The following is an 18,966-nucleotide window of genomic DNA, read 5'->3' on the forward strand; positions in this document are numbered from 1 at the left end:
AAAGAGTCAGTTACAGCACATATTTGCTGAGGTCGGTGTCGTGCGCCACCGCCGACAGTTGCTTGTCGACATAGGCCTGGTCGATCACCAGCGTTTCGCCGCGGCGATCCTCCGCCTCGAAGCTTACATCCTCCAGCAGCTTTTCCATCACCGTCTGGAGGCGGCGAGCGCCGATATTCTCGATCTCGCTATTCACTTCGGCAGCGATCTTCGCGACGGCGCGGATGCCGTCGGGCGTCAGGTCGATCGTGACTTCCTCGGTCGCCAGCAGCGCGCGATATTGCGCAACAAGGCTCGCCTTGGTGTCGGAGAGGATGGCGACGAAATCCTCCTCGGTCAGCGCCTTCAGCTCGACCCGGATCGGCAGGCGGCCTTGAAGCTCCGGCAGCAGGTCGCTGGGCTTGGCGACATGGAAGGCGCCCGACGCGATGAACAGGATATGGTCGGTCTTGAGCGGACCATATTTGGTCGAGACGGTCGTTCCCTCGATCAGCGGCAGCAGGTCGCGCTGCACGCCTTCGCGGCTGACGGAGCCACCGCGCACGTCACTGACGGCGATCTTGTCGATCTCGTCGAGGAAGACGATGCCATTCTGTTCGGCGCTGGTGATGGCGACGCGGGCGACGTCGTCCTGATCCAGGCGCTTGTCCTGCTCTTCCTCGACCAGCTTGTCCCAGGCGTCGGCGACGCGCATCTTGCGGCGCTTCTTCTGCTGCTGACCGAAGGCCTTCGACATCATGTCGCTCAGGTTGATCATGCCGACCTGGCCACCCATGCCGGGGATTTCCATCGGCATGGACGGGCTATCGGCGACCTCCACCTCGACCTCGACTTCGTTCATCTGGTCGTTTTCGATCTTCTGGCGGAAGGAGAGGCGCGTGGCCTCGCTCGCTTCCTTGCCAGTCAGCGCATCGAGCAGGCGGGCCATGGCGGCTTCGGACGCGGCCTCGCGCACAGCTTCGCGGCGACGGTCCTTCTCCAGACGCACTGCTTCCTCGACCAGATCACGGACGATCTGCTCCACGTCGCGGCCGACATAGCCGACCTCGGTGAACTTGGTGGCCTCAACCTTGACGAAGGGCGCATCGGCCAACTTGGCGAGGCGGCGGCTGATCTCGGTCTTGCCGCAGCCCGTCGGGCCGATCATCAGGATATTCTTGGGCGTCACCTCGTCGCGCAGGTCGGCGGACAGTCTTTGCCTTCTCCAACGATTCCGCAGCGCCACGGCGACCGCGCGCTTGGCGTCATGCTGGCCGATGATATGCGCGTCGAGCGCGGCGACGATGGCTTTAGGGGTCAGGTTGTCGTTCATGATCTTTTCTTGAAATCTCAGGAAGCGCTGTCGAGCGTTTCGATGGTGAGTTGATCGTTGGTGTAGACGCAAATGTCGGCCGCGACGCCCATCGCCTTGCGGGTGAGGGTTTCGGCGTCATTCTCATATTCCACCAGCGCACGCGCCGCGGCGAGAGCGAAATTACCGCCCGAACCAATCGCGGCCACGCCGCCAAGCGGCTCCAGCACGTCGCCATTGCCGGTGAGGATCAAGGTGACATCCTTGTCGGCGACGATCATCATCGCTTCCAGGTTGCGCAGATATTTGTCGGTGCGCCAGTCCTTGGCGAGCTCGACGGCGGCGCGCATCAACTGGCCGTTATGGCGCTCCAGCTTGGCTTCGAGCCGCTCGAACAAGGTAAAGGCGTCGGCGGTTGCGCCGGCAAAGCCGCCGATCACGGACCCGTCATGCAGGCGACGAACCTTGCGGGCATTGGGCTTCATCACTGTCTGGCCCATGGAAACCTGACCGTCGCCGGCAACGACGACCTTTCCATTCTTGCGGACGGACATGATGGTGGTGCCATGCCAGACCGGCATGGACGAACTGCGTTGGTCATTCATGGCGCGGCATATGGGACGCGTCATGGCGCGGTGCAAGTCGGGCTTTTGCGCGAGCCAGACCGTGTCATTTCTGGGGCAATATTCTTACAGTTTTATCAGGAACAAATTTCGGTCAATTGACATTGTGCATCGCACAACGAATGATCGAAGACCGGAAGGAGTTGCCATGTCTCTCAAGGCCAGAGCACAGGAAAAGGTCGAACGCGCGGGTATTTCCAATTACTCGTTCGATCAGGATGTGCTGGTCATGTGCGGCGTGCGCTACACCATCGAGACTTGCGATTGCGGCGAACCGGATTGTGACGGCGTCCGGCTGCGCAAGAATGCGACCGCGATCGGCCGCATCCTTCAATAACTCAGGAGAGGGGCGGAAAAGCCCGCCCCGACACCTGCCCTTAATGCATTGCATCCTTCCCGGCGCGACCCACCGATTCGATATCCCGGCCCACACCCTGCACCGTGTTGCAGGCGGCGAGGGCGGTAAGCAGCAGGCTTCCAATCACCAGAGCGATGGTTTGACGCATTTAGGCTATACTCCTGAACATTTGACGCGCTTTTATAGGCGTTGATCGGCGCGTCAGGAAAGCATTTTGCATCAAATCGAAGGACATGTGTTGACAGGCCGCCCAGCCGATGCCAAAGGCCGCCTCCTCCTTACAGGGGGCGCGTAGCTCAGCGGTAGAGCACACCCTTCACACGGGTGGGGTCACAGGTTCAATCCCTGTCGCGCCCACCATGACCTTCCGGTCATGGCAGGACATATTATTTCCCGGCATTGATCTTTTCCGTCGCCACGCGCTAAGCCTGGGCCATGAAGCGGTGCGTTCGCGCGCCGACCGGAAAGGACGAGCATGCCCCCCTATCTGAAGAGCAGCGCAGCCATCGGCGCGCTGTTGCTGATTTCCGCAACTTGCGCGCAGGCCCAGGAAAAGCTGACACTGGAGCGTGTCTTCGCCAGCCCCGATCTGGCCGGGCCGCAACCTCGGGCACTGAAGTTGTCGCCTGACGGTTCGCTGGTGACTTTGCTCAAGCCCCGCGCCGACGAGAAGGAGCGGCTCGACCTCTGGGCGATCGACAGCAAGACCGGCGCGGAGCGGATGCTGGTCGATTCGAAGAAGACCGGCAGCGGCGCGGAACTCAGCGAAGCGGAAAAGATGCAGCGCGAGCGCGATAGGAGCGTCGCAGGTAGCACCGGTATCACCAGCTATGACTGGTCGTCGGACGGCAAGTCCATCCTCGTGCCCGTCGATGGCGACCTCTATCTCGCGGCGCTGGATGGGAGGGTCACGCGCCTGACCGACACGCCGGATGGCGAACTCAACGGAGTAGTCAGCCCGAAAGGCGGGTTCGTATCCTTCGTGCGCGGCGGCAATCTCTTCACCCAGCCCATCGGTGGCGCGGAACGCCAGTTGACGCAGGGCGCCAGCGACACGATCAGTTGGGGCGTCGCGGAGTTTGTCGCGCAGGAGGAAATGGACCGCCGCACCGGCTATTGGTGGTCGCCGGATGACAGCCGCATCGCAGTCGCGCGTGTCGACGAAAGCCCGGTGGGCATCGTCACCCGCACCGCGATCGGCGGGGAGGGGACCAAGGTCTATCAGCAGCGCTACCCTGCCGCCGGCACGCTCAACGCCATCGTCGATCTCTATGTGATGAAGCCTGATGGTTCGGGACAGGTGAAGGTCGATCTGGGCACCGAGAAGGATATCTACCTCGCCCGCGTCGACTGGTCCAAGGACGGCAAGACGCTGTATGTCCAGCGCGAGAACCGGGACCAGAAGCGGCTCGACCTTCTGGCCGTAGATCCGGCGACCGGCAAGGCGAAGATCGCGCTGACAGAGACCGCGAAAAGCTGGATCAACCTTTCGAACAATTTCCATTCCTTGAAGGATGGCAGTTTTCTCTGGTGGTCGGAAAAGAGCGGCCATGGTCATCTCTATCGCGTGAATGGCGCCAAATGGACGGCGCTTACCAGCGGCGACTGGGACGTGCGCGATGTGGTCGGCGTCGATGAGGCCAAGCAACTGATCTATTTCACCGGCAATCGCGAAACGCCGCTGGAGCAGCAGCTTTACGTCTCGCCGCTGGGCAAGCCGGGGCCGGCAATGGCGCTCACCCAGAAAGGCTGGTGGAACGACGCGGTCATGGACGCCGCAGCGACCCGCGTCGTCGTCACTCGGCAGAACAGCGACCAGCCCAAGCAGGTCTATCTCGCCGACAACAGCGGCAAGCAGTTGCAGTGGCTTTCGGAAAATGCACTGACGGGCAGCCACCCCTATGCGCCCTATGTCGCCAGCCATGTAAAAACGACCTTCGGCACCGTAAAGGCATCGGACGGCACGACGCTCTATACCAAGATCATGACCCCGCCGATGGAACCGGGGAAGCGCTATCCGGTCTTCATGATCCATTATGGCGGTCCGGGCGGCGGGCGCCAGGTGACGAACACATGGAGCGGCGCGCTCAACCAGTATCTGGTGGATCGCGGCTGGATCGTCTTCGCCATCGACAATCGCGGCACGCCCGATCGCGGCAAGGCGTTCGAGGATCACCTCTATCGCGCCATGGGCACGGTGGAGGTCGAGGACCAGTTGAAGGGGGTCGAGTGGCTCAAGGCCCAGCCCTATGTCGATCCCAGGCGGATCGCGACCTATGGCTGGTCCTATGGCGGCTATATGTCGCTGAAGCTGCTGGAGAAGGCGCCGGGCGTCTTCGCCGCCGCCGTTTCCGGCGCGCCCGTGACCAGGTGGCAGCTTTACGACACCCATTATACCGAGCGCTATCTCGGCCAGCCGCAGGACAAGCCCAGCGCCTATCCGGCATCAGGCGCGGTGGACGAGTCGGTGAAGATCAGGGATCCGCTGCTGCTGATTCATGGCATGTCGGACGACAATGTCGTGTTCGACAATGCGACCGCGCTGATGGCCAGGATGCAGGGTGCGGCCGTGCCGTTCGAGATGATGGCCTATCCCGGCCAGACCCACCGCGTGGGCGGGCCGGGCATCAGCGTCCATCTTTGGCGGACGATCGAGGACTTCCTCGCCAAACGGGCCGGCGGCCCCGCCGCCGACTGACGGAGCAGCTATCGCCAGGCGTGGAAGATCGCCCGGCGATAGCGATCCTTCCTGCGGAAGGGCATGGCCCATCTGCGCCAGCCCTGATTGTCGAGCGCTTCCGGCACGACCTGGAAGCGCGAATAGCCAAAGCGTCGGCACATTTCGCGCAAGGCCAGAATATTGGGCGCCCAGAAATTGGTCGCATCCCGATCAAGCTCCAGCTCCGTGAAAAGGCGCATGGCGGGCACTGGCTCATGCCGCAAGGCAGTCACGGTTTCGATCGCCAGATGCTCCAGGCTCATCGCGGCGGCCGCCTGCAGCGTCCGATAGGGGTCGGTGACGTGGTAAAGAACGCCGAGCAGCAACACGGTGTCGAACTGGCCCAGTTTCTCTACCCGATGATCGGCGACATCCAGGTCGAGCGATCGGACCTTGGACCCGAAGCGGGCATGCGCATGGTTGAACCCGCTCTTGTCGCCCCAACCGGGCCCCGACCAGCAGAAATGGTCCGTCGCCAGCACCTCAGCCGCTCCGCGCCGTTCAGCTTCGAACGAGAAAAAGCCGTCCCATGCGCCGATGTCCAGGACCCGGCGGCCGGCCATCGGCATGGTGAAAATCTGATCCGCTTCCTCGCGCAGCGACTCCAGCGGCTTTATGCCGTCGACATATTCGCCATCGGGAAATTGGAAGCTGTGGAACCAGCGCTGGGGCAAGGGCGGCAGCGGCGTTGACTGCATCGACGTAAAATCCGGTGACAGGAGTGAAGCGGGAGAGGGCTGTTGCGGTGGATCGGCTATTTGCACGCTATCTGACGGACAAGCCCTTCTTTCTGGACAAACGCCGCAGTATCGCTATGGCGCGCACTCCGCAATATTGCATATGAGTGGAGAGTTTAGTCATGGGTTACAAGGTCGTCGTCGTTGGTGCCACCGGTAATGTGGGCCGCGAGATGCTGACCATTCTCGCCGAACGCGAGTTCCCGATTGACGAGATCGCGGCGGTTGCATCCGCCCGGTCGCATGGCACCGATGTCGACTTCGGTGACACAGGCAAGACGCTCAAATGCAAGAATATCGAACATTTCGACTTCACCGGCTGGGACATCGCCCTGTTCGCCGCAGGCTCCGGCCCCACGGCCGAGTATGCGCCCAAGGCGGCGGCGGCCGGCTGCGTCGTGATCGACAACAGCTCGCTGTATCGCATGGACCCGGACGTGCCGCTGGTCGTGCCCGAAGTGAACCCGGACGCGATCGACGGCTATAAGAAGAAGAACATCATCGCGAACCCTAACTGCTCGACCGCACAGATGGTCGTGGCTTTGAAGCCGCTGCATGATGCCGCGAAGATCAAGCGGGTCGTCGTCGCCACCTACCAGTCGGTGTCCGGCGCGGGCAAGGCGGGCATGGACGAGCTGTTCGAACAGTCGCGCAACATCTTCGTCGGCGATCCGGCCGAACCGAAGAAGTTCACCAAGCAGATCGCCTTCAACGTAATCCCGCATATCGACGTCTTCCTGGACGATGGCTCGACCAAGGAAGAATGGAAGATGGTAGCGGAAACCAAGAAGATCCTCGACCCTAAGGTGAAGGTCACGGCGACCTGCGTGCGCGTGCCCGTGTTCGTCGGCCATTCCGAGGCGCTCAACATCGAGTTCGAAAACGAGATTTCGGCCAAGGAAGCCCAGGACATCCTGCGTGAAGCGCCGGGCGTGATGCTCGTCGACAAGCGCGAGGATGGCGGTTACGTCACGCCGGTCGAATGCGTGGGTGACTATGCGACCTTCATCAGCCGCGTGCGTGAGGATTCGACCGTGGACAACGGCCTGTCGCTCTGGTGCGTCAGTGATAACCTGCGCAAGGGCGCGGCGCTGAACGCGGTGCAGATCGCCGAACTGCTGGGCCGTCGTCACCTCAAGAAGGGCTAAGTCGCCCGCATGACCTTCGGCGCTGTCGCGATGTGGAAAGCCATTCCGTTCGCGCAGCGCCGGATGATCTGGCTGTTGCTGGCCGCCATCGGCTTCGCCAATATCGCACAGCCCTATCCCGATCTCGCGCCGCTCCAGCATGGGCCGACGGTTGCGCTGATATTCGCGGCCCCGTGGCTGTTGCGGCGATGGCCACTTTCAACCTCCGCTTTTGCCTGTCTCTGGCTGTTCCTACTGCTCCACACGCTCGGTGCACGCTGGATATACAGCTATGTGCCCTATGACGATTGGGCGCGGACGATCAGCGGTCATGACATCTCCAGCCTTTTCGGCATGACGCGCAACGGCTTCGACCGACTGGTCCATTTCAGCTTCGGCGCGTTGCTGACCTTGCCAATTGCGGAATGCGCGCGCCGCCATGGCGGCCTGCCGTGGCCATGGAGCCTGACCTTCGCCTTTGCCGCTATCGGCCTCGGCAGCGCGGTCTACGAGATATTCGAATGGCTTCTGACGGTTGTCGCAGCCGGCGACACCGCCGACTATTATAATGGCCAGCAAGGCGACATCTGGGACGCGCAGAAGGATATGGCGATGGCGCAGATCGGATCGACGCTCGCTGTCATCGCACTCTTGCGCCGCAGGGGCTGACGCCATATCGGCAAGCCGTTCCCGCCAGACAAGGACTTGTCCGATGACCGACCTTCAGATCGAACGCCATGACATCCAGGGACGAGACGGGCTGCCCATCGCGGTGCATGTGGTCGGGCAGGGGCGCGACCTTGTCCTGATCCACGGCTATTTCTCCAATGCCTTCACCAACTGGATCCGCTACGGTCATGCCGCCCGACTGGTGGAGGCCGGATTCCGCCTGATCCTGCCGGACCTGCGCGGCCATGGTGAGAGCGCCAAGCCGCACAGCGCGACCGCCTATCCGCCCGACGCGCTGACCGACGACAATCTGGCGCTGGTCGAGCAGATGGGCCTCACCGACTATGATCTAGGCGGCTATTCGCTGGGTGCGCGCACCACGGTGCGGATGCTGGCGCGTGGGGCATCGCCGCGCCGCGTCATCCTGGCAGGCATGGGTTTGCGCGGGTTGGTGAAGACGCTGGACAAAGGCGGTTATTACAAGAATGTCCTGACCAACCTCGGCACGTTCGAGCGCGGCACGTCCGAATGGATGACCGAGGCTTTCCTCAAGACCACCAAGGGCGATCCGGTGGCGATGCTGCACATCCTCAATACCTTCGTCGACACCGATGAAGCGACGATCGCCGGCTTCCAGCAGCCGACCGAAGTAATCTGCGGGGCGGACGATCAGGATAATGGAATTGCGCAGGAGCTGGTCGAGATATTGCCTAACGGTCGGTATGTGGAGGTTCCCGGCAATCATATGAATGCCGTCACCCGCAAGGAACTGGGGCAAGCGATGGTCGATTTTCTGACCGCTTGACTGTATCGCCGGACCAAGCCACCTTCCCCTTATAACCGATAAGGGGAACCCCATGAAAATCGCTATCTCGCTGGCCGCTCTTGCGGCCGCCCTCGTTGCTTCGCCGGTGATGGCGCAGCAGGCGCCTGCTACCGCGCCGACCGCCGCTGACGCCGAAGCCTTCCTCACGAAGGCAGAGAAGAGCCTGTTCGACCAATCCATCATCAGTGGCCGCGCCGCGTGGATCAACGCGACCTATATCACCGACGATACGGACGCGATCGCCTCCTATTTCGGCGCGATCGATACCAAACAACGGGTCGACTATGCGCTGGAAGCCGCGAAATATGCTACCGCGCCGGGCCTGAGCGAGGAGACGAAGCGCCGGTTGACGCTGCTGCGCACCGCGCTGACGCTGCCCGCGCCGACCACGCCGGGCGCAGCCGAGGAACTCAACGACCTCGCGACCAAGCTGCAGTCCGCCTATGGCAAGGGCAAGGGCACGCTGAAGGGCCAACCGATCAACGGCAGCGACATCGAAGAGCAGATGGGGGAGAACCGCAACCCCGAAGAGCTGAAGGAAATGTGGGTCAGCTGGCACGACAATGTCGGCGCGCCGATGCGGCAGGACTATGCGAAGCTGGTGAGCATCGCCAATGCCGGCTCCAAAGAACTGGGCTTTGCCGACACCGGCGCAATGTGGCGGTCCAAATATGACATGCCGGCCGATGACTTCGCCAAGCTGACCGACAAGATCTGGGCCGAGGTGAAGCCGCTCTATGACGAGTTGCATTGCTACACCCGCACCAAACTCAACGAGACATATGGCGACGCGGTCCAGCCCAAAAACGGACCGATCCGCGCGGACCTGCTCGGCAATATGTGGGCGCAGGAATGGGGCAATATATACAAGATCGTTTCACCCGAAGGCGCGGGCGACCTGGGCTATGACGTAACCGACCTGCTCAAGGCCAAAGCTTATGATCCAGTCAAGATGGTGAAGGCGGGCGAGGGCTTCTACAGCTCGCTCGGTTTCGAGGCGTTGCCGCAAAGCTTCTGGGATCGCTCGCAAATCGTAAAGCCGCGTGATCGCGAGGTTGTGTGCCATGCCTCCGCCTGGGATCTGGACAACAAGAACGACATACGCATCAAGATGTGCACGAAGGTGAATGGCGACGATTTCGTCACGATCCATCATGAGCTGGGCCATAATTATTACCAGCGGGCCTACCAGATCCAGAAGCCGCTCTATCTGGATGGCGCCAATGACGGTTTCCATGAAGCCATCGGTGATTTCGTCGCGCTGTCGATCACGCCCGACTATCTGGTGAAGATCGGCCTGCTCGACCCCGCCAAGGTGCCGGGCACGGACAAGGATCTAGGCCTGCTGCTCCGCCAGGCGATGGACAAGGTCGCCTTCCTGCCCTTCGGCCTGCTGATCGACAAATGGCGCTGGGGCGTGTTCGACGGGTCGATCCCGGAAAACCAGTATGAAAAAAGCTGGACCGACCTGCGCCTGAAATATCAGGGCATCATCCCGCCGGTGTCCCGCGACGAGACGAAGTTCGACGCCGGCGGCAAATATCACATCCCGGGCAACACGCCCTATACGCGCTACTTCCTGGCGCGCGTGCTCCAGTTCCAATTTTACGAGGCGGCGTGCAAAAAGGCAGGCTGGAAAGGGCCGCTTCATCGCTGCTCCTTCTATGGAAACAAGGAAGTAGGCGCGAAGCTTAACGCGATGCTGGAGATGGGCGCGTCAAAGCCCTGGCCCGACGCGTTGCAGGCGTTCACCGGCAGCCGTGAAATGTCGGGCAAGGCGCTCGTCAATTACTTTGCTCCCCTGCAAAAGTGGTTGATTACGCAAAATAAAGGCAAGTCCTGCGGCTGGTAAAAGCGAGTAAATCTTGGTAAACGGCCGGCGCATGAATGTGTCGGCCGTTATTCTTTCCCTGTTGTTTGGAACAAGCGTCGTCATGGCCGTCGCCATGGCGGTCGCCTGGCTGCATTTCGGGCGCCAGAAGCATGTGCTGACCTGGACGGCGTCCTATGCCGTCGCCATGCTGCAATGGCTGGCCAATGCGGGCGGCTATTTCCTCCAGAGCCGTGCGCTGCTCATCCTTGCCGGGATCGGCCTGGTCAGCAGCGCCACGTTGCTGGCGATCGGCATCCGGCAACGGTCGGGCCAGACCGCATCGGTCCGGCTGTTCGCCATTCCGGCGCTCGTCGCCATCGTCGCGACCAGCATCGCCATTTCACCCATCGGCAGCCAGGCGATGCAGGGCATGATCATCCCCGCTTATGTCGGCGTCTTGATGGCGATCAGTGCGATATCGCTCTGGCCCCGCGACAGACGCTTCACGTCGCCGGAGGTCGCCTTTTTCGCATTGCTGGTTGCCTTCGCCCTGGGGCAAATGGCCCTGGCGGGGTCGGCCGTCCTGATCCGCGGGCCGGATGAAGGCAAGGAACTCTACCGCGCGATCCTTAGCCTGTTCATGCCGTCCATCTATGTCGGGACCGGGGTGGCGGCCATATTGGTCGTTGCGGGCGATCTGGCGCAACAATTGCGCCGGCAGATAAGGCATGACCCCCTGACCGAGGTGCTCAATCGCCGTGGGCTTGATGAGGCGGCCGAACGTGCCATAGCGCAGGCGCGCCGCCATCATCGCTCGCTTGCGCTTGTCGTCTGTGATCTGGATGGATTCAAATTGCTCAACGACAGCCATGGCCATATCGCCGGCGACCAGGCGCTGCATGGCTTCGCCCAACTCCTGACCCTTGCCGTGCGCAGGGGGGATATTGTCGGGCGCATGGGCGGCGACGAGTTCGGGTTGCTGCTGCACGACACCGATGCCGACATGGCGGCCGAGGTCATGGAACGGGTGCGCGTCGAAACCGGCCACCTGCTGCTCCCGCGCGTGCCCCATGCACGGCTTGAGGCCAGTTTCGGGGTCGCGGAACTGAGGGAAAGCGACGCCCGGCTGGAGGACATGGTCGCGCGCGCCGACGAGGCCCTCTACACCGCCAAGAAGGACGGCAAGAACCGGGTCAGCATCGCGCGATCCGCAGCCTGACCCGGCCTCTCCCTTACCGGAAGGGCGGTTCGTTGAATGCGCGCAGCTTCCGGCTGTGCAGCTTCGCACCTTCCTGACGCAGCAATTCGCAGGTCATGAGGCCGACGCGCAGATGGCCGGCGATAGCTTCCTCGTAGAAGCGGTTGGCCTGCCCCGGCAGTTTGAGTTCGCCATGGATCGGCTTGTCCGAAACGCAGAGCAGGGTGCCGTAGGGTACGCGGAAACGGTAGCCCTGGGCCGCGATGGTCGCCGATTCCATGTCGATGCCGACCGCCCGCGACAGGCTGAAGCGAAGCGCTGAGCTGGAATAGCGCAATTCCCAGTTTCGGTCGTCGGTCGTCACCACCGTCCCGGTGCGCAGGCGGCGCCTGAAATCCTCCGGATTATTGCCGCCCAATATGGATTCGGCCGCCGTCGCCATCGCGACCTGCACCTCCGCGATTGCCGGTACCGGAATCTCCGGGGGCAGCATGTCGTCCAGCACCTTGTCATCGCGTAAATAGGCATGGGCCAGCACATAGTCCCCGATCCGCTGGCTGGGACGCAAGCCGCCGCAATGGCCGATCATCAGCCAGGCTTCCGGGCGGACGACCGCAAGATGATCGCAGATCGTCTTGGCATTGGAGGGGCCGACGCCGATATTGACCAGGGTGATGCCGCTGCGATCGGGCGCGATCAGGTGATAGGCTGGCATCTGATGCTTGCGCCAGGCGCTGTCGGCGATCATCCCCGCCGGGTCCGCCGTCTCGGGCGTCACATAGACGCCGCCGGCGCCCGACAGGGCTGTGAAGCGGCTGCCTTCCCGCTGCAGTTCCGCGCAGGCCCAGGCAACGAATTCATCGACATAGCGGTGATAGTTGGTGAACAATATATAGCGCTGCACATGTTCGGCGGGGGTGCCGGTATAATGTTTCAGGCGCGCCAGCGAAAAATCGGTGCGCAGCCCGTCGAACAGCGCCAGGGGCCGGTCGCCGTCGGCATCGGGCATGAAAAGGCCATCCGCGATCTCATCGCCAATCTCGGCCAGTTCGGTCGCCGGGAAATAGCGGGCCAGTTCCGTTGGCGGGGTGCCGTCGAGCGCACTGATGTCCAGACCGTCCAGCACATAGGGGAAAGGGATCTGCTGATCGCTGAGGCCGGTTTCGACCTCCACGCCATAGTCGCGGACCAGAAGGTCGATCTGTTCCGCCAGATAGTCGGCGAACATGGCGGGCCGGGTCACGGTGGTGACGTAGCGGCCCGGCTTTGACAGGCGGGCGAAGGAACGGCCCGGGGGTGGAGCGTTGCTGTCGCTATGGTGGGTGATCCGCAATTCGGGATAGCAGAAGCGCCGCTCGGTGCGCGCCTCCGCCGGCGGGATGCTGCCATCACGGGCATAGGCCCGCATGGCATCGCGCAGATTTTCGATGGATTGCTGATAGATGCGGTCGAGTTGCGCGACCGTTGCGCTGCCGATGCTTTGTGTCATCGCCCCCTGTTACCGTCTTTGCGTGACGGAAGGAAGACGCTGAAAATGCTGCGCGCCGGATTTGCCGGTCCGGCGCGCAACAGCCGGCTCAGAGCTGTTCGAGCATATGGTCGGCCGAGGAAACCTTGAAGTCGCCCGGCGCCTCGACGTTCAGTTCGGCGACGACGCCATCCTTGACGACCATCGAAAAGCGCTGGCCGCGCGTGCCCAGGCCGAATTTGCTGCCATCCATGGTCAGGCCGACGGCCTGCGCGAAATCGGCATTGCCGTCCGCGAGCATCGTCACCTTGCCCTCGGCGCCGGCCGACTTGCCCCAGGCGCCCATGACGAAGGCGTCATTGACGGCGGTGCAGGCGATTTCATCGACACCCTTGGCCTTGAGCGCCTCCGCCTTCTCGATGAAGCCGGGCAGATGCTTGGCCGAGCAGGTCGGGGTAAATGCCCCCGGCACCGAGAAGATGGCGACGGTCTTGCCCGCGAAATAATCGTCCGAAGGAACGGCTTCGGGGCCATTCTCGGTCATCTTGGTGAAGGTGGTGCTGGGAAGGCGATCGCCCTTGGAAATGGTCATGACTTGTCTCCTGGCCTTTGACGCGCGGGAGGTCGGGCCTGGGGGACCGACTGTCAAGACGCTGGAGCCGGAATATGTCGCGGCGCCCCGTCGGTGCGGTCGCTCGTCCTTGGCAAGCCGTCATGGCTGTCTATATTCCCCTCATGACAGAGGCGCCTTTCTATGGCGGGCATTTCCTGCTCGCTCTCCCCGGCATGCAGGACATGCGGTTCGATCATTCCGTGATTGCGCTGTGCGTCCATGATGCGCAAGGCGCGCTGGGCATCGCCGTCGGCGAGGAAATGGAGGGCGTGCAGTTGCGCGACCTGCTCGAAAGCTTCGATATTGACGGCAGCCAGGTGCCGGACGTGCCGGTGCTGCGCGGCGGCCCGGTGGAACCACGGCGCGGTTTCGTGCTCCATTCGCTCGATTGGGGCGGGCAGGATATGGTCACGGTGGGCAACCGGTGGGGCCTGTCGGGATCGCTGGACATATTGAAGGCGATAGCACAGGGACGCGGCCCGGCCCGCTATCTGATCGCCCTGGGCTATGCCGGATGGGGGGCAGGACAGCTGGAGGAGGAGTTGACGGGCGAAAGCTGGTTCCTCGCCGATGGCGATCCGGAATTGCTGTTCGACACTCCGGCGCGGCGTAAATGGGCGGCGTCCTTTGCGGCGGCGGGAGTCGATTCGACTCACCTGGTCAGTGGCGCCGGCTCGGCCTGAAACACCCGATCCATTTTTTCCGGAAAACAGGATCATTTCGGTATCGCAACAAAGCTACCGATCGGCCGATTATTCCCTGAACGTAACTGAACCAAATGCGGTAAATTTCCGCTAACCATTCCCGTTTGGATAGTGGAAATTCCCCGGACATGATTGTCACCCTGGGGCAATTGAACGGGGGTTCTCATGAATAAGCTTGTGATCGCGGCGCTTGCCGCAACGATGCCGCTCGCCCCGGCGACGGCGTCGACCTGCTGGAACAATGCGGCCGCAGAAGCCGCACAGATCCGTAATTTCGAAGTGATGTTGATGGTGTCGGCGCTGCGGTGCCGCACGGGGGAAAATGATTTCCTGCCCGCCTATAACCGGTTCGTCCGGGAAAAGCGGGCGGCATTGCTGGAGGTCAATGAAGCGCTTCGGTTGCACTTCATCGATGCGGCGGGACCGGTGAAGGCGCTGGACGCCTATGATGATTATGTCATCAGCCTTTCGAACAGCTATGGCGCGGGAGTGAGCGGCCTGGCCTGCCGTGATCTGGAATCGCTGGCTATGGCCGCCACGGCCCTGCCGGCCGACCGGGCATCGCTGCTGAAGCTGACGGCGGCGGCCGGCATCGCACCGCGCCTGAACGGCGCACGCTGCGACGACGTCGTCCGCATCGCACAGGCCGCGACGGCACCGGCCTCTGCAGAACCGGCGCAAAATGTCGCGCTGGCGGCGCCGGCGACCACCACTGCGATCGCGCCAAAGGCGCCCACGGCCAAGGCCGGACCTGCGGATTAGGACATAAAGAAAACTTTATATTGTGTTGCCATCTCAGGCGGCGATTGGTAAAGCCCGACCATCGCCGCCGCTTGTATTTCATCGGCGGCTTGGCACATTCTAAGCTAACGGAGACACGCTCGTGGCCACCGCACCCGCCACCCAGGCGCAGGATTATGTGATCGCCGACATCGCCCTTGCCGGCTTTGGCCGCAAGGAAATCGAGATCGCCGAAACCGAAATGCCGGGCCTCATGGCCCTGCGCCAGGAATTCGGCGCCGCGCAGCCGCTCAAGGGCGCGCGCATCACCGGTTCGCTGCACATGACGATCCAGACCGCCGTTCTCATCGAGACGCTGGCCGATCTGGGCGCTGAAATCCGCTGGGCATCGTGCAACATCTTCTCGACCCAGGACCATGCCGCCGCCGCCATCGCCGCGCGCGGCATCCCCGTCTTCGCCGTCAAGGGCGAGACGCTGGAAGAATATTGGGACTATGTCATCCGTATCTTCGACTGGGGTGACACGACCTGCAACATGATCCTGGACGATGGCGGCGACGCCACCATGTTCGCCCTGTGGGGGGCGCGCGTCGAGGCAGGGGAGGAACTGTTCACCCCGACCAACGAGGAAGAGGAAATCTTCGTCGCCACGCTGAAGCGCTTCCTGGTCGAGCGTCCGGGCTACCTGACCCAGACCGTCGCCGCCATCAAGGGCGTGTCGGAAGAGACGACCACGGGCGTGCATCGCCTGTACGAACTCGCCAAGAAGGGTAAGCTGCCTTTCCCCGCGATCAACGTGAACGACAGCGTCACCAAGTCGAAGTTCGACAATCTCTACGGCTGCAAGGAATCGCTGGTCGACGCCATCCGTCGCGCCACCGACGTCATGCTGGCCGGCAAGGTCGCAGCCGTCGCCGGTTTCGGCGATGTCGGCAAAGGCTCGGCCGCTTCGCTCCGCAACGGCGGCGCCCGCGTCCTCGTGACCGAAGTCGATCCCATCTGCGCACTCCAGGCCGCGATGGAAGGCTATGAAGTCGTGACGATGGAAGAAGCCGCCAAGCGCGCCGACATCTTCGTCACCGCCACCGGCAATGCCGACGTCATCACGCTCGACCATATGCGCGAGATGAAGAATATGGCGATCGTCTGCAACATCGGCCACTTCGACAGCGAGATCCAGATCGCCGCCCTGTCGAACCTGAAGTGGACCGAGATCAAGCCGCAGGTCGACGAAGTCGAATTCGCCGACGGCAAGAAGATCATCGTGCTGGCCAAGGGCCGTCTGGTCAATCTGGGCTGCGCCACCGGCCACCCCAGCTTCGTCATGTCATCGTCCTTCACCAACCAGGTGCTGGCCCAGATCGAACTGTGGACCGGCGGCGAGAAATATCAGAATGAAGTCTATGTGCTGCCCAAGCATCTGGACGAGAAGGTCGCCGCGCTGCACCTCGAAAAGCTGGGCGTGAAGCTGAGCAAGCTGACCCAGAAGCAGGCCGACTATATCGGCGTCCCTGTCGAAGGGCCGTTCAAGCCGGATCATTACCGCTACTGAGGCGGAACGAAAAAGGGGGAAGGCGGCAACGCCTTCCCCCTTTTTCTTGGCGCTTTGCTGTCACAGACCGCAAATCTTTCTACAGCCCGCTTCCCGCTGCGCCCGACTTGCGATAGGTCGGTGCCGATTATGAACAGGGACGGGCAGGTTCAGCGGAAAAAGGGGACAGGCGCATGACGTCGTTGTCGCCCATCGCTGCCATCATATTGGGGGTCGTTCTGGCGGCCTGGCTGGGCGCCGCGATCTGGGCGCTGGTCAGCGGGCAGCGAATGCGCCGCGAAGGTACGCAGGCGCAAGGCAAGCTGGATCGGGTGACGGTCCTGCTGGCTTCGGCACCCGCCGCGCCCATCATTATCCATCCCGACGGACGGCTGGAAGCCGCAGATCGCCTCGCCAAATGGCTGGGCAAATCGCGCGTGCCGACCTTTGTGTCGGAACTGACCGCGCCCGACGGTGGCCTTGAACCCGATGATGCGGCGCTTCTGGCCAATGAAATCGCGTCGGCGCAGCGCGCCGGCAAGAGCTTCGCGCTGCCGGTGCGGGGGCTGGGATCGTCCCGCCTGCTGCTGGTACGCGGCGCTCCCGCGAATCCGGGCCTCGCGACCAGCGGTGGCGTCGTCCTTTGGATTTTCGACGCCACCGACAGCCAGAGCGAAATCCAGGCGCTCAAGACCCAGGTCGACCAGTTGCGCGATGCGCTGGAAGCGCTTGCCGGGCTGGTGGAAGCTGCGCCTTTTCCCATGTGGCACCGCACGCCCGACCTCCGATTGAGCCTCGTCAACAGCGCCTATGTCGGTGCCGTCGATGGACAGGATGCGCGCGATGTCATCATGCAGGGCATCGAACTGGTCGAATCGGTCGGCGGCGTACCGCCAGAGGCTGCGGCCGCCGATGCCATGGCTCGCGATGAACTGGTCGAGCGGATGGTCCCCGCCACGATCAAGGGTGAGCGCCGCACGATGCGCGTCGTTGACGTGCCGCTCGGCGATGCCGGAATCGCCGGCTATGCCGTCGACCAGCATGAACTGGAGCAGGCGCGTGTCGAACACCGGCGTCTGGAAGCGGCCCAGCGCGACCTGCTGGACCGTCTTTCCGCAGGGGTGGCGCAATTTGGCCCCGACCGCACATTGCGCTTTTGGAACCAGCCCTTCATCAGCCTGTTCGGGCTGCGCCAGGACGCACTAGCCGACACGCCCCTGTTCGAACGTGTCCTCGACCAGATGCGCGATGCCCGTCGTCTGCCGGAACATCGCGACTTTCCCGCCTGGCGGGGAGAACGCCGGAACTGGTTCCTCTCGCCCCAGCCGCTTGAGGAAAACTGGCTGTTGCAGGACGGCACCCATCTGCGCGTCTACGCCCAGCCGCTGCCCGACGGTGGCCTGCTGCTGATCTTCGAGGATCGCACCGAGCAGGTCCAGCTTTCGAGCGCGCGCGACACCTTGCTGCGGGTCCGTACCGCAACCTTCGACAATCTGTTCGAATCGATCGGGGTCTTTTCCGCCGACGGTCGCCTGCAAATGTGGAACAGCCGCTTCCGCGCCATATGGGGCGCGAATGAGGATATGCTGGCGACCCATCCCCGCATCGACGATCTGATGCGCGAGGTTCAGTCGCGCCTGACTAAGCCGCAGCAATCGAACCTGGTCCGCGAACTGGTCCGCACCGCCACGGTCGAGCGCAAGCAGCGGATGGGCCATGTCGGTTTTGCCGATGGACGCATCTTCGAATTCGCCGCCATCCCGCTGCCCGACGGCAATGCGCTCTTCACCATGCTCGACGTGACCGACAGCCGCCGGGTGGAGCAGGTACTGCGCGACCGAAACGAGGCGCTGGAGCAGGCGGACAAGATCAAGACCGCCTTCGTCACCAATATGAGCTATGAACTGCGCACGCCGCTGACGACGATCGCCGGCTTCGCCGAGATGATGAGCGCGGGCTATGCCGGCGAACTGAGCGATTCGGCCAAGGACTATGTCGACGGCATCCTGCAAAGCACCGGTCGGCTGTCGATGCTGATCGACAACGTGCTGGACCTGACCCAGGGGGAAGCGGGCACGTTGCCGATCGAGCGCGCGGTCGTCGATCTGGCCGCCATTTCCCAGGCCTGCGTCGATCGGCTCAGGACCGAAGCGGCGGCCAAGGGCATGGAATTTGCCATTCGGATCGAGCCTTCGCTGGGCAGCGTCCAGGGCGACGCGCGCCGGATCGGCCAGGCGATCGATCATCTGCTGGAAAATGCGCTGCGATATTGCGGCCGTGGCACCCGCATCCTGCTGCATGGCGACGGTAGCGCAGACCGTGTGCGCATCGTGATTTCGGACAATGGCCCGGGCATCCCGTCGGCCCAGCAGGCAGCCATTTTCGATCCGGTAGCCCGGGCCGAGCAGGCGCGGGCCGGCAGCAAGGCAGGCATCGGCCTGCCGCTCGCGCGCCAACTCGCCCAGGCCCATGGCGGCACGTTGCAGCTCATGTCGGAAAAGGGGCAGGGGACCATGGTCGTGATCGAGTTGCCGCGTGGCTGAGAGCG

17 protein-coding genes and 1 tRNA gene are annotated in these 18,966 nt (G+C 62.8%); 12 read left to right on the forward strand and 6 right to left on the reverse strand.

Annotated elements, in window-relative coordinates; translation table 11 throughout:
- Positions 1–10 precede the first annotated feature (10 nt).
- Positions 11–1,312: an ATP-dependent protease ATPase subunit HslU gene (gene hslU / locus DM806_RS12605; protein ID WP_179043541.1), complete on the reverse strand. Its 1,302-nt coding sequence runs from the start codon at positions 1,310–1,312 to the stop codon at positions 11–13.
- A 17-nt stretch (positions 1,313–1,329) separates the two neighbouring features.
- A complete protein-coding gene (gene hslV, locus DM806_RS12610) occupies positions 1,330–1,896 on the reverse strand; it encodes an ATP-dependent protease subunit HslV (protein WP_306294764.1) in 567 nt (188 codons plus the stop codon).
- 166 nt (positions 1,897–2,062) lie between these two features.
- On the opposite strand from hslV, the gene DM806_RS12615 reads away from it, so the two are divergent.
- Positions 2,063–2,251 carry a hypothetical protein gene (locus DM806_RS12615; protein WP_179043542.1) on the forward strand — a complete coding sequence of 63 codons (189 nt, stop codon included), beginning with the start codon at positions 2,063–2,065 and terminating at the stop codon, positions 2,249–2,251.
- 40 nt (positions 2,252–2,291) lie between these two features.
- Here the strand turns inward: DM806_RS12615 and DM806_RS12620 are convergent, their stop codons facing one another.
- The gene (locus DM806_RS12620; protein WP_179043543.1) at positions 2,292–2,420 is read right to left on the reverse strand and encodes an entericidin A/B family lipoprotein; all 129 of its coding nucleotides are present in this window, start codon (positions 2,418–2,420) and stop codon (positions 2,292–2,294) included.
- Between the two features lie 137 nt (positions 2,421–2,557).
- Here DM806_RS12620 and DM806_RS12625 point away from each other — a divergent pair.
- Together DM806_RS12625 and DM806_RS12630 are read left to right on the forward strand one after the other, a co-directional pair.
- Positions 2,558–2,632: transfer RNA gene (locus DM806_RS12625), tRNA-Val, on the forward strand.
- Between the two features lie 115 nt (positions 2,633–2,747).
- On the forward strand, positions 2,748–4,970 hold the full coding sequence (locus DM806_RS12630) for a S9 family peptidase (protein WP_179043544.1): 2,223 nt from the start codon (positions 2,748–2,750) through the stop codon (positions 4,968–4,970).
- Between the two features lie 8 nt (positions 4,971–4,978).
- Here DM806_RS12630 and DM806_RS12635 read toward each other — a convergent pair whose 3' ends face one another.
- A complete protein-coding gene (locus DM806_RS12635) occupies positions 4,979–5,689 on the reverse strand; it encodes a class I SAM-dependent methyltransferase (protein WP_179043545.1) in 711 nt (236 codons plus the stop codon).
- Between the two features lie 161 nt (positions 5,690–5,850).
- Here DM806_RS12635 and DM806_RS12640 point away from each other — a divergent pair, with 161 nt between their 5' ends.
- From DM806_RS12640 to DM806_RS12660, 5 genes are all read left to right on the forward strand, one after another.
- On the forward strand, positions 5,851–6,876 hold the full coding sequence (locus DM806_RS12640; protein ID WP_179043546.1) for an aspartate-semialdehyde dehydrogenase: 1,026 nt from the start codon (positions 5,851–5,853) through the stop codon (positions 6,874–6,876).
- Between the two features lie 9 nt (positions 6,877–6,885).
- Entirely contained in the window at positions 6,886–7,524 is a 639-nt protein-coding gene (locus tag DM806_RS12645; protein WP_179043547.1) for a DUF2238 domain-containing protein, read from the forward strand.
- 43 nt (positions 7,525–7,567) lie between these two features.
- A complete protein-coding gene (locus tag DM806_RS12650) occupies positions 7,568–8,329 on the forward strand; it encodes an alpha/beta fold hydrolase (RefSeq protein ID WP_179043548.1) in 762 nt (253 codons plus the stop codon).
- Positions 8,330–8,381: 52 nt separating this feature from the next.
- The gene (locus DM806_RS12655; RefSeq protein WP_179043549.1) at positions 8,382–10,202 is read left to right on the forward strand and encodes a M2 family metallopeptidase; all 1,821 of its coding nucleotides are present in this window, start codon (positions 8,382–8,384) and stop codon (positions 10,200–10,202) included.
- Positions 10,203–10,284: 82 nt separating this feature from the next.
- Positions 10,285–11,382 (forward strand): GGDEF domain-containing protein, encoded by a 1,098-nt coding sequence (locus tag DM806_RS12660; protein ID WP_256869288.1) that lies wholly within the window; start codon positions 10,285–10,287, stop codon positions 11,380–11,382.
- Positions 11,383–11,395: 13 nt separating this feature from the next.
- Here the strand turns inward: DM806_RS12660 and DM806_RS12665 are convergent, their stop codons facing one another.
- Positions 11,396–12,850 carry an AMP nucleosidase gene (locus tag DM806_RS12665; RefSeq protein ID WP_179043550.1) on the reverse strand — a complete coding sequence of 485 codons (1,455 nt, stop codon included), beginning with the start codon at positions 12,848–12,850 and terminating at the stop codon, positions 11,396–11,398.
- A gap of 88 nt (positions 12,851–12,938) precedes the next feature.
- Positions 12,939–13,421, reverse strand: coding sequence for a peroxiredoxin (locus DM806_RS12670; RefSeq protein WP_179043551.1), 483 nt, complete (start codon positions 13,419–13,421; stop codon positions 12,939–12,941).
- Positions 13,422–13,543: 122 nt separating this feature from the next.
- Between DM806_RS12670 and DM806_RS12675 the strand changes: the two genes are divergently transcribed.
- The 4 genes from DM806_RS12675 to DM806_RS12690 all read left to right on the forward strand — a co-directional run bounded on the left by DM806_RS12675 (position 13,544) and on the right by DM806_RS12690 (position 18,961).
- Entirely contained in the window at positions 13,544–14,125 is a 582-nt protein-coding gene (locus DM806_RS12675) for a YqgE/AlgH family protein (RefSeq protein ID WP_372859535.1), read from the forward strand.
- A 186-nt stretch (positions 14,126–14,311) separates the two neighbouring features.
- Positions 14,312–14,908 carry a hypothetical protein gene (locus DM806_RS12680; RefSeq protein WP_256869290.1) on the forward strand — a complete coding sequence of 199 codons (597 nt, stop codon included), beginning with the start codon at positions 14,312–14,314 and terminating at the stop codon, positions 14,906–14,908.
- A 121-nt stretch (positions 14,909–15,029) separates the two neighbouring features.
- Positions 15,030–16,439: an adenosylhomocysteinase gene (ahcY, locus tag DM806_RS12685; protein WP_179043552.1), complete on the forward strand. Its 1,410-nt coding sequence runs from the start codon at positions 15,030–15,032 to the stop codon at positions 16,437–16,439.
- 173 nt (positions 16,440–16,612) lie between these two features.
- Entirely contained in the window at positions 16,613–18,961 is a 2,349-nt protein-coding gene (locus DM806_RS12690) for a sensor histidine kinase (protein WP_179043553.1), read from the forward strand.
- Positions 18,962–18,966: the final 5 nt, after the last annotated feature.

The sequence above is a fragment of the Sphingobium lactosutens genome, from assembly GCF_013393185.1.
Lineage (GTDB): Bacteria > Pseudomonadota > Alphaproteobacteria > Sphingomonadales > Sphingomonadaceae > Sphingobium > Sphingobium lactosutens_A.

Excerpts from the sequence above, each read along its gene's own strand:
- hslV (WP_306294764.1), bottom strand. The coding sequence starts at position 1,896 with ATGAATGACCAACGCAGTTCGTCCATGCCGGTCTGGCATGGCACCACC.
- DM806_RS12675 (WP_372859535.1), top strand. The coding sequence starts at position 13,544 with ATGGCTGTCTATATTCCCCTCATGACAGAGGCGCCTTTCTATGGCGGG.
- DM806_RS12660 (WP_256869288.1), top strand. The coding sequence starts at position 10,285 with ATGGCCGTCGCCATGGCGGTCGCCTGGCTGCATTTCGGGCGCCAGAAG.
- DM806_RS12645 (WP_179043547.1), top strand. The coding sequence starts at position 6,886 with ATGACCTTCGGCGCTGTCGCGATGTGGAAAGCCATTCCGTTCGCGCAG.
- DM806_RS12690 (WP_179043553.1), top strand. The coding sequence starts at position 16,613 with ATGACGTCGTTGTCGCCCATCGCTGCCATCATATTGGGGGTCGTTCTG.
- DM806_RS12665 (WP_179043550.1), bottom strand. The coding sequence starts at position 12,850 with ATGACACAAAGCATCGGCAGCGCAACGGTCGCGCAACTCGACCGCATC.
- hslU (WP_179043541.1), bottom strand. The coding sequence starts at position 1,312 with ATGAACGACAACCTGACCCCTAAAGCCATCGTCGCCGCGCTCGACGCG.
- DM806_RS12680 (WP_256869290.1), top strand. The coding sequence starts at position 14,312 with ATGAATAAGCTTGTGATCGCGGCGCTTGCCGCAACGATGCCGCTCGCC.
- DM806_RS12630 (WP_179043544.1), top strand. The coding sequence starts at position 2,748 with ATGCCCCCCTATCTGAAGAGCAGCGCAGCCATCGGCGCGCTGTTGCTG.
- DM806_RS12620 (WP_179043543.1), bottom strand. The coding sequence starts at position 2,420 with ATGCGTCAAACCATCGCTCTGGTGATTGGAAGCCTGCTGCTTACCGCC.
- DM806_RS12615 (WP_179043542.1), top strand. The coding sequence starts at position 2,063 with ATGTCTCTCAAGGCCAGAGCACAGGAAAAGGTCGAACGCGCGGGTATT.
- DM806_RS12650 (WP_179043548.1), top strand. The coding sequence starts at position 7,568 with ATGACCGACCTTCAGATCGAACGCCATGACATCCAGGGACGAGACGGG.
- DM806_RS12635 (WP_179043545.1), bottom strand. The coding sequence starts at position 5,689 with ATGCAGTCAACGCCGCTGCCGCCCTTGCCCCAGCGCTGGTTCCACAGC.
- DM806_RS12640 (WP_179043546.1), top strand. The coding sequence starts at position 5,851 with ATGGGTTACAAGGTCGTCGTCGTTGGTGCCACCGGTAATGTGGGCCGC.
- DM806_RS12655 (WP_179043549.1), top strand. The coding sequence starts at position 8,382 with ATGAAAATCGCTATCTCGCTGGCCGCTCTTGCGGCCGCCCTCGTTGCT.
- DM806_RS12670 (WP_179043551.1), bottom strand. The coding sequence starts at position 13,421 with ATGACCATTTCCAAGGGCGATCGCCTTCCCAGCACCACCTTCACCAAG.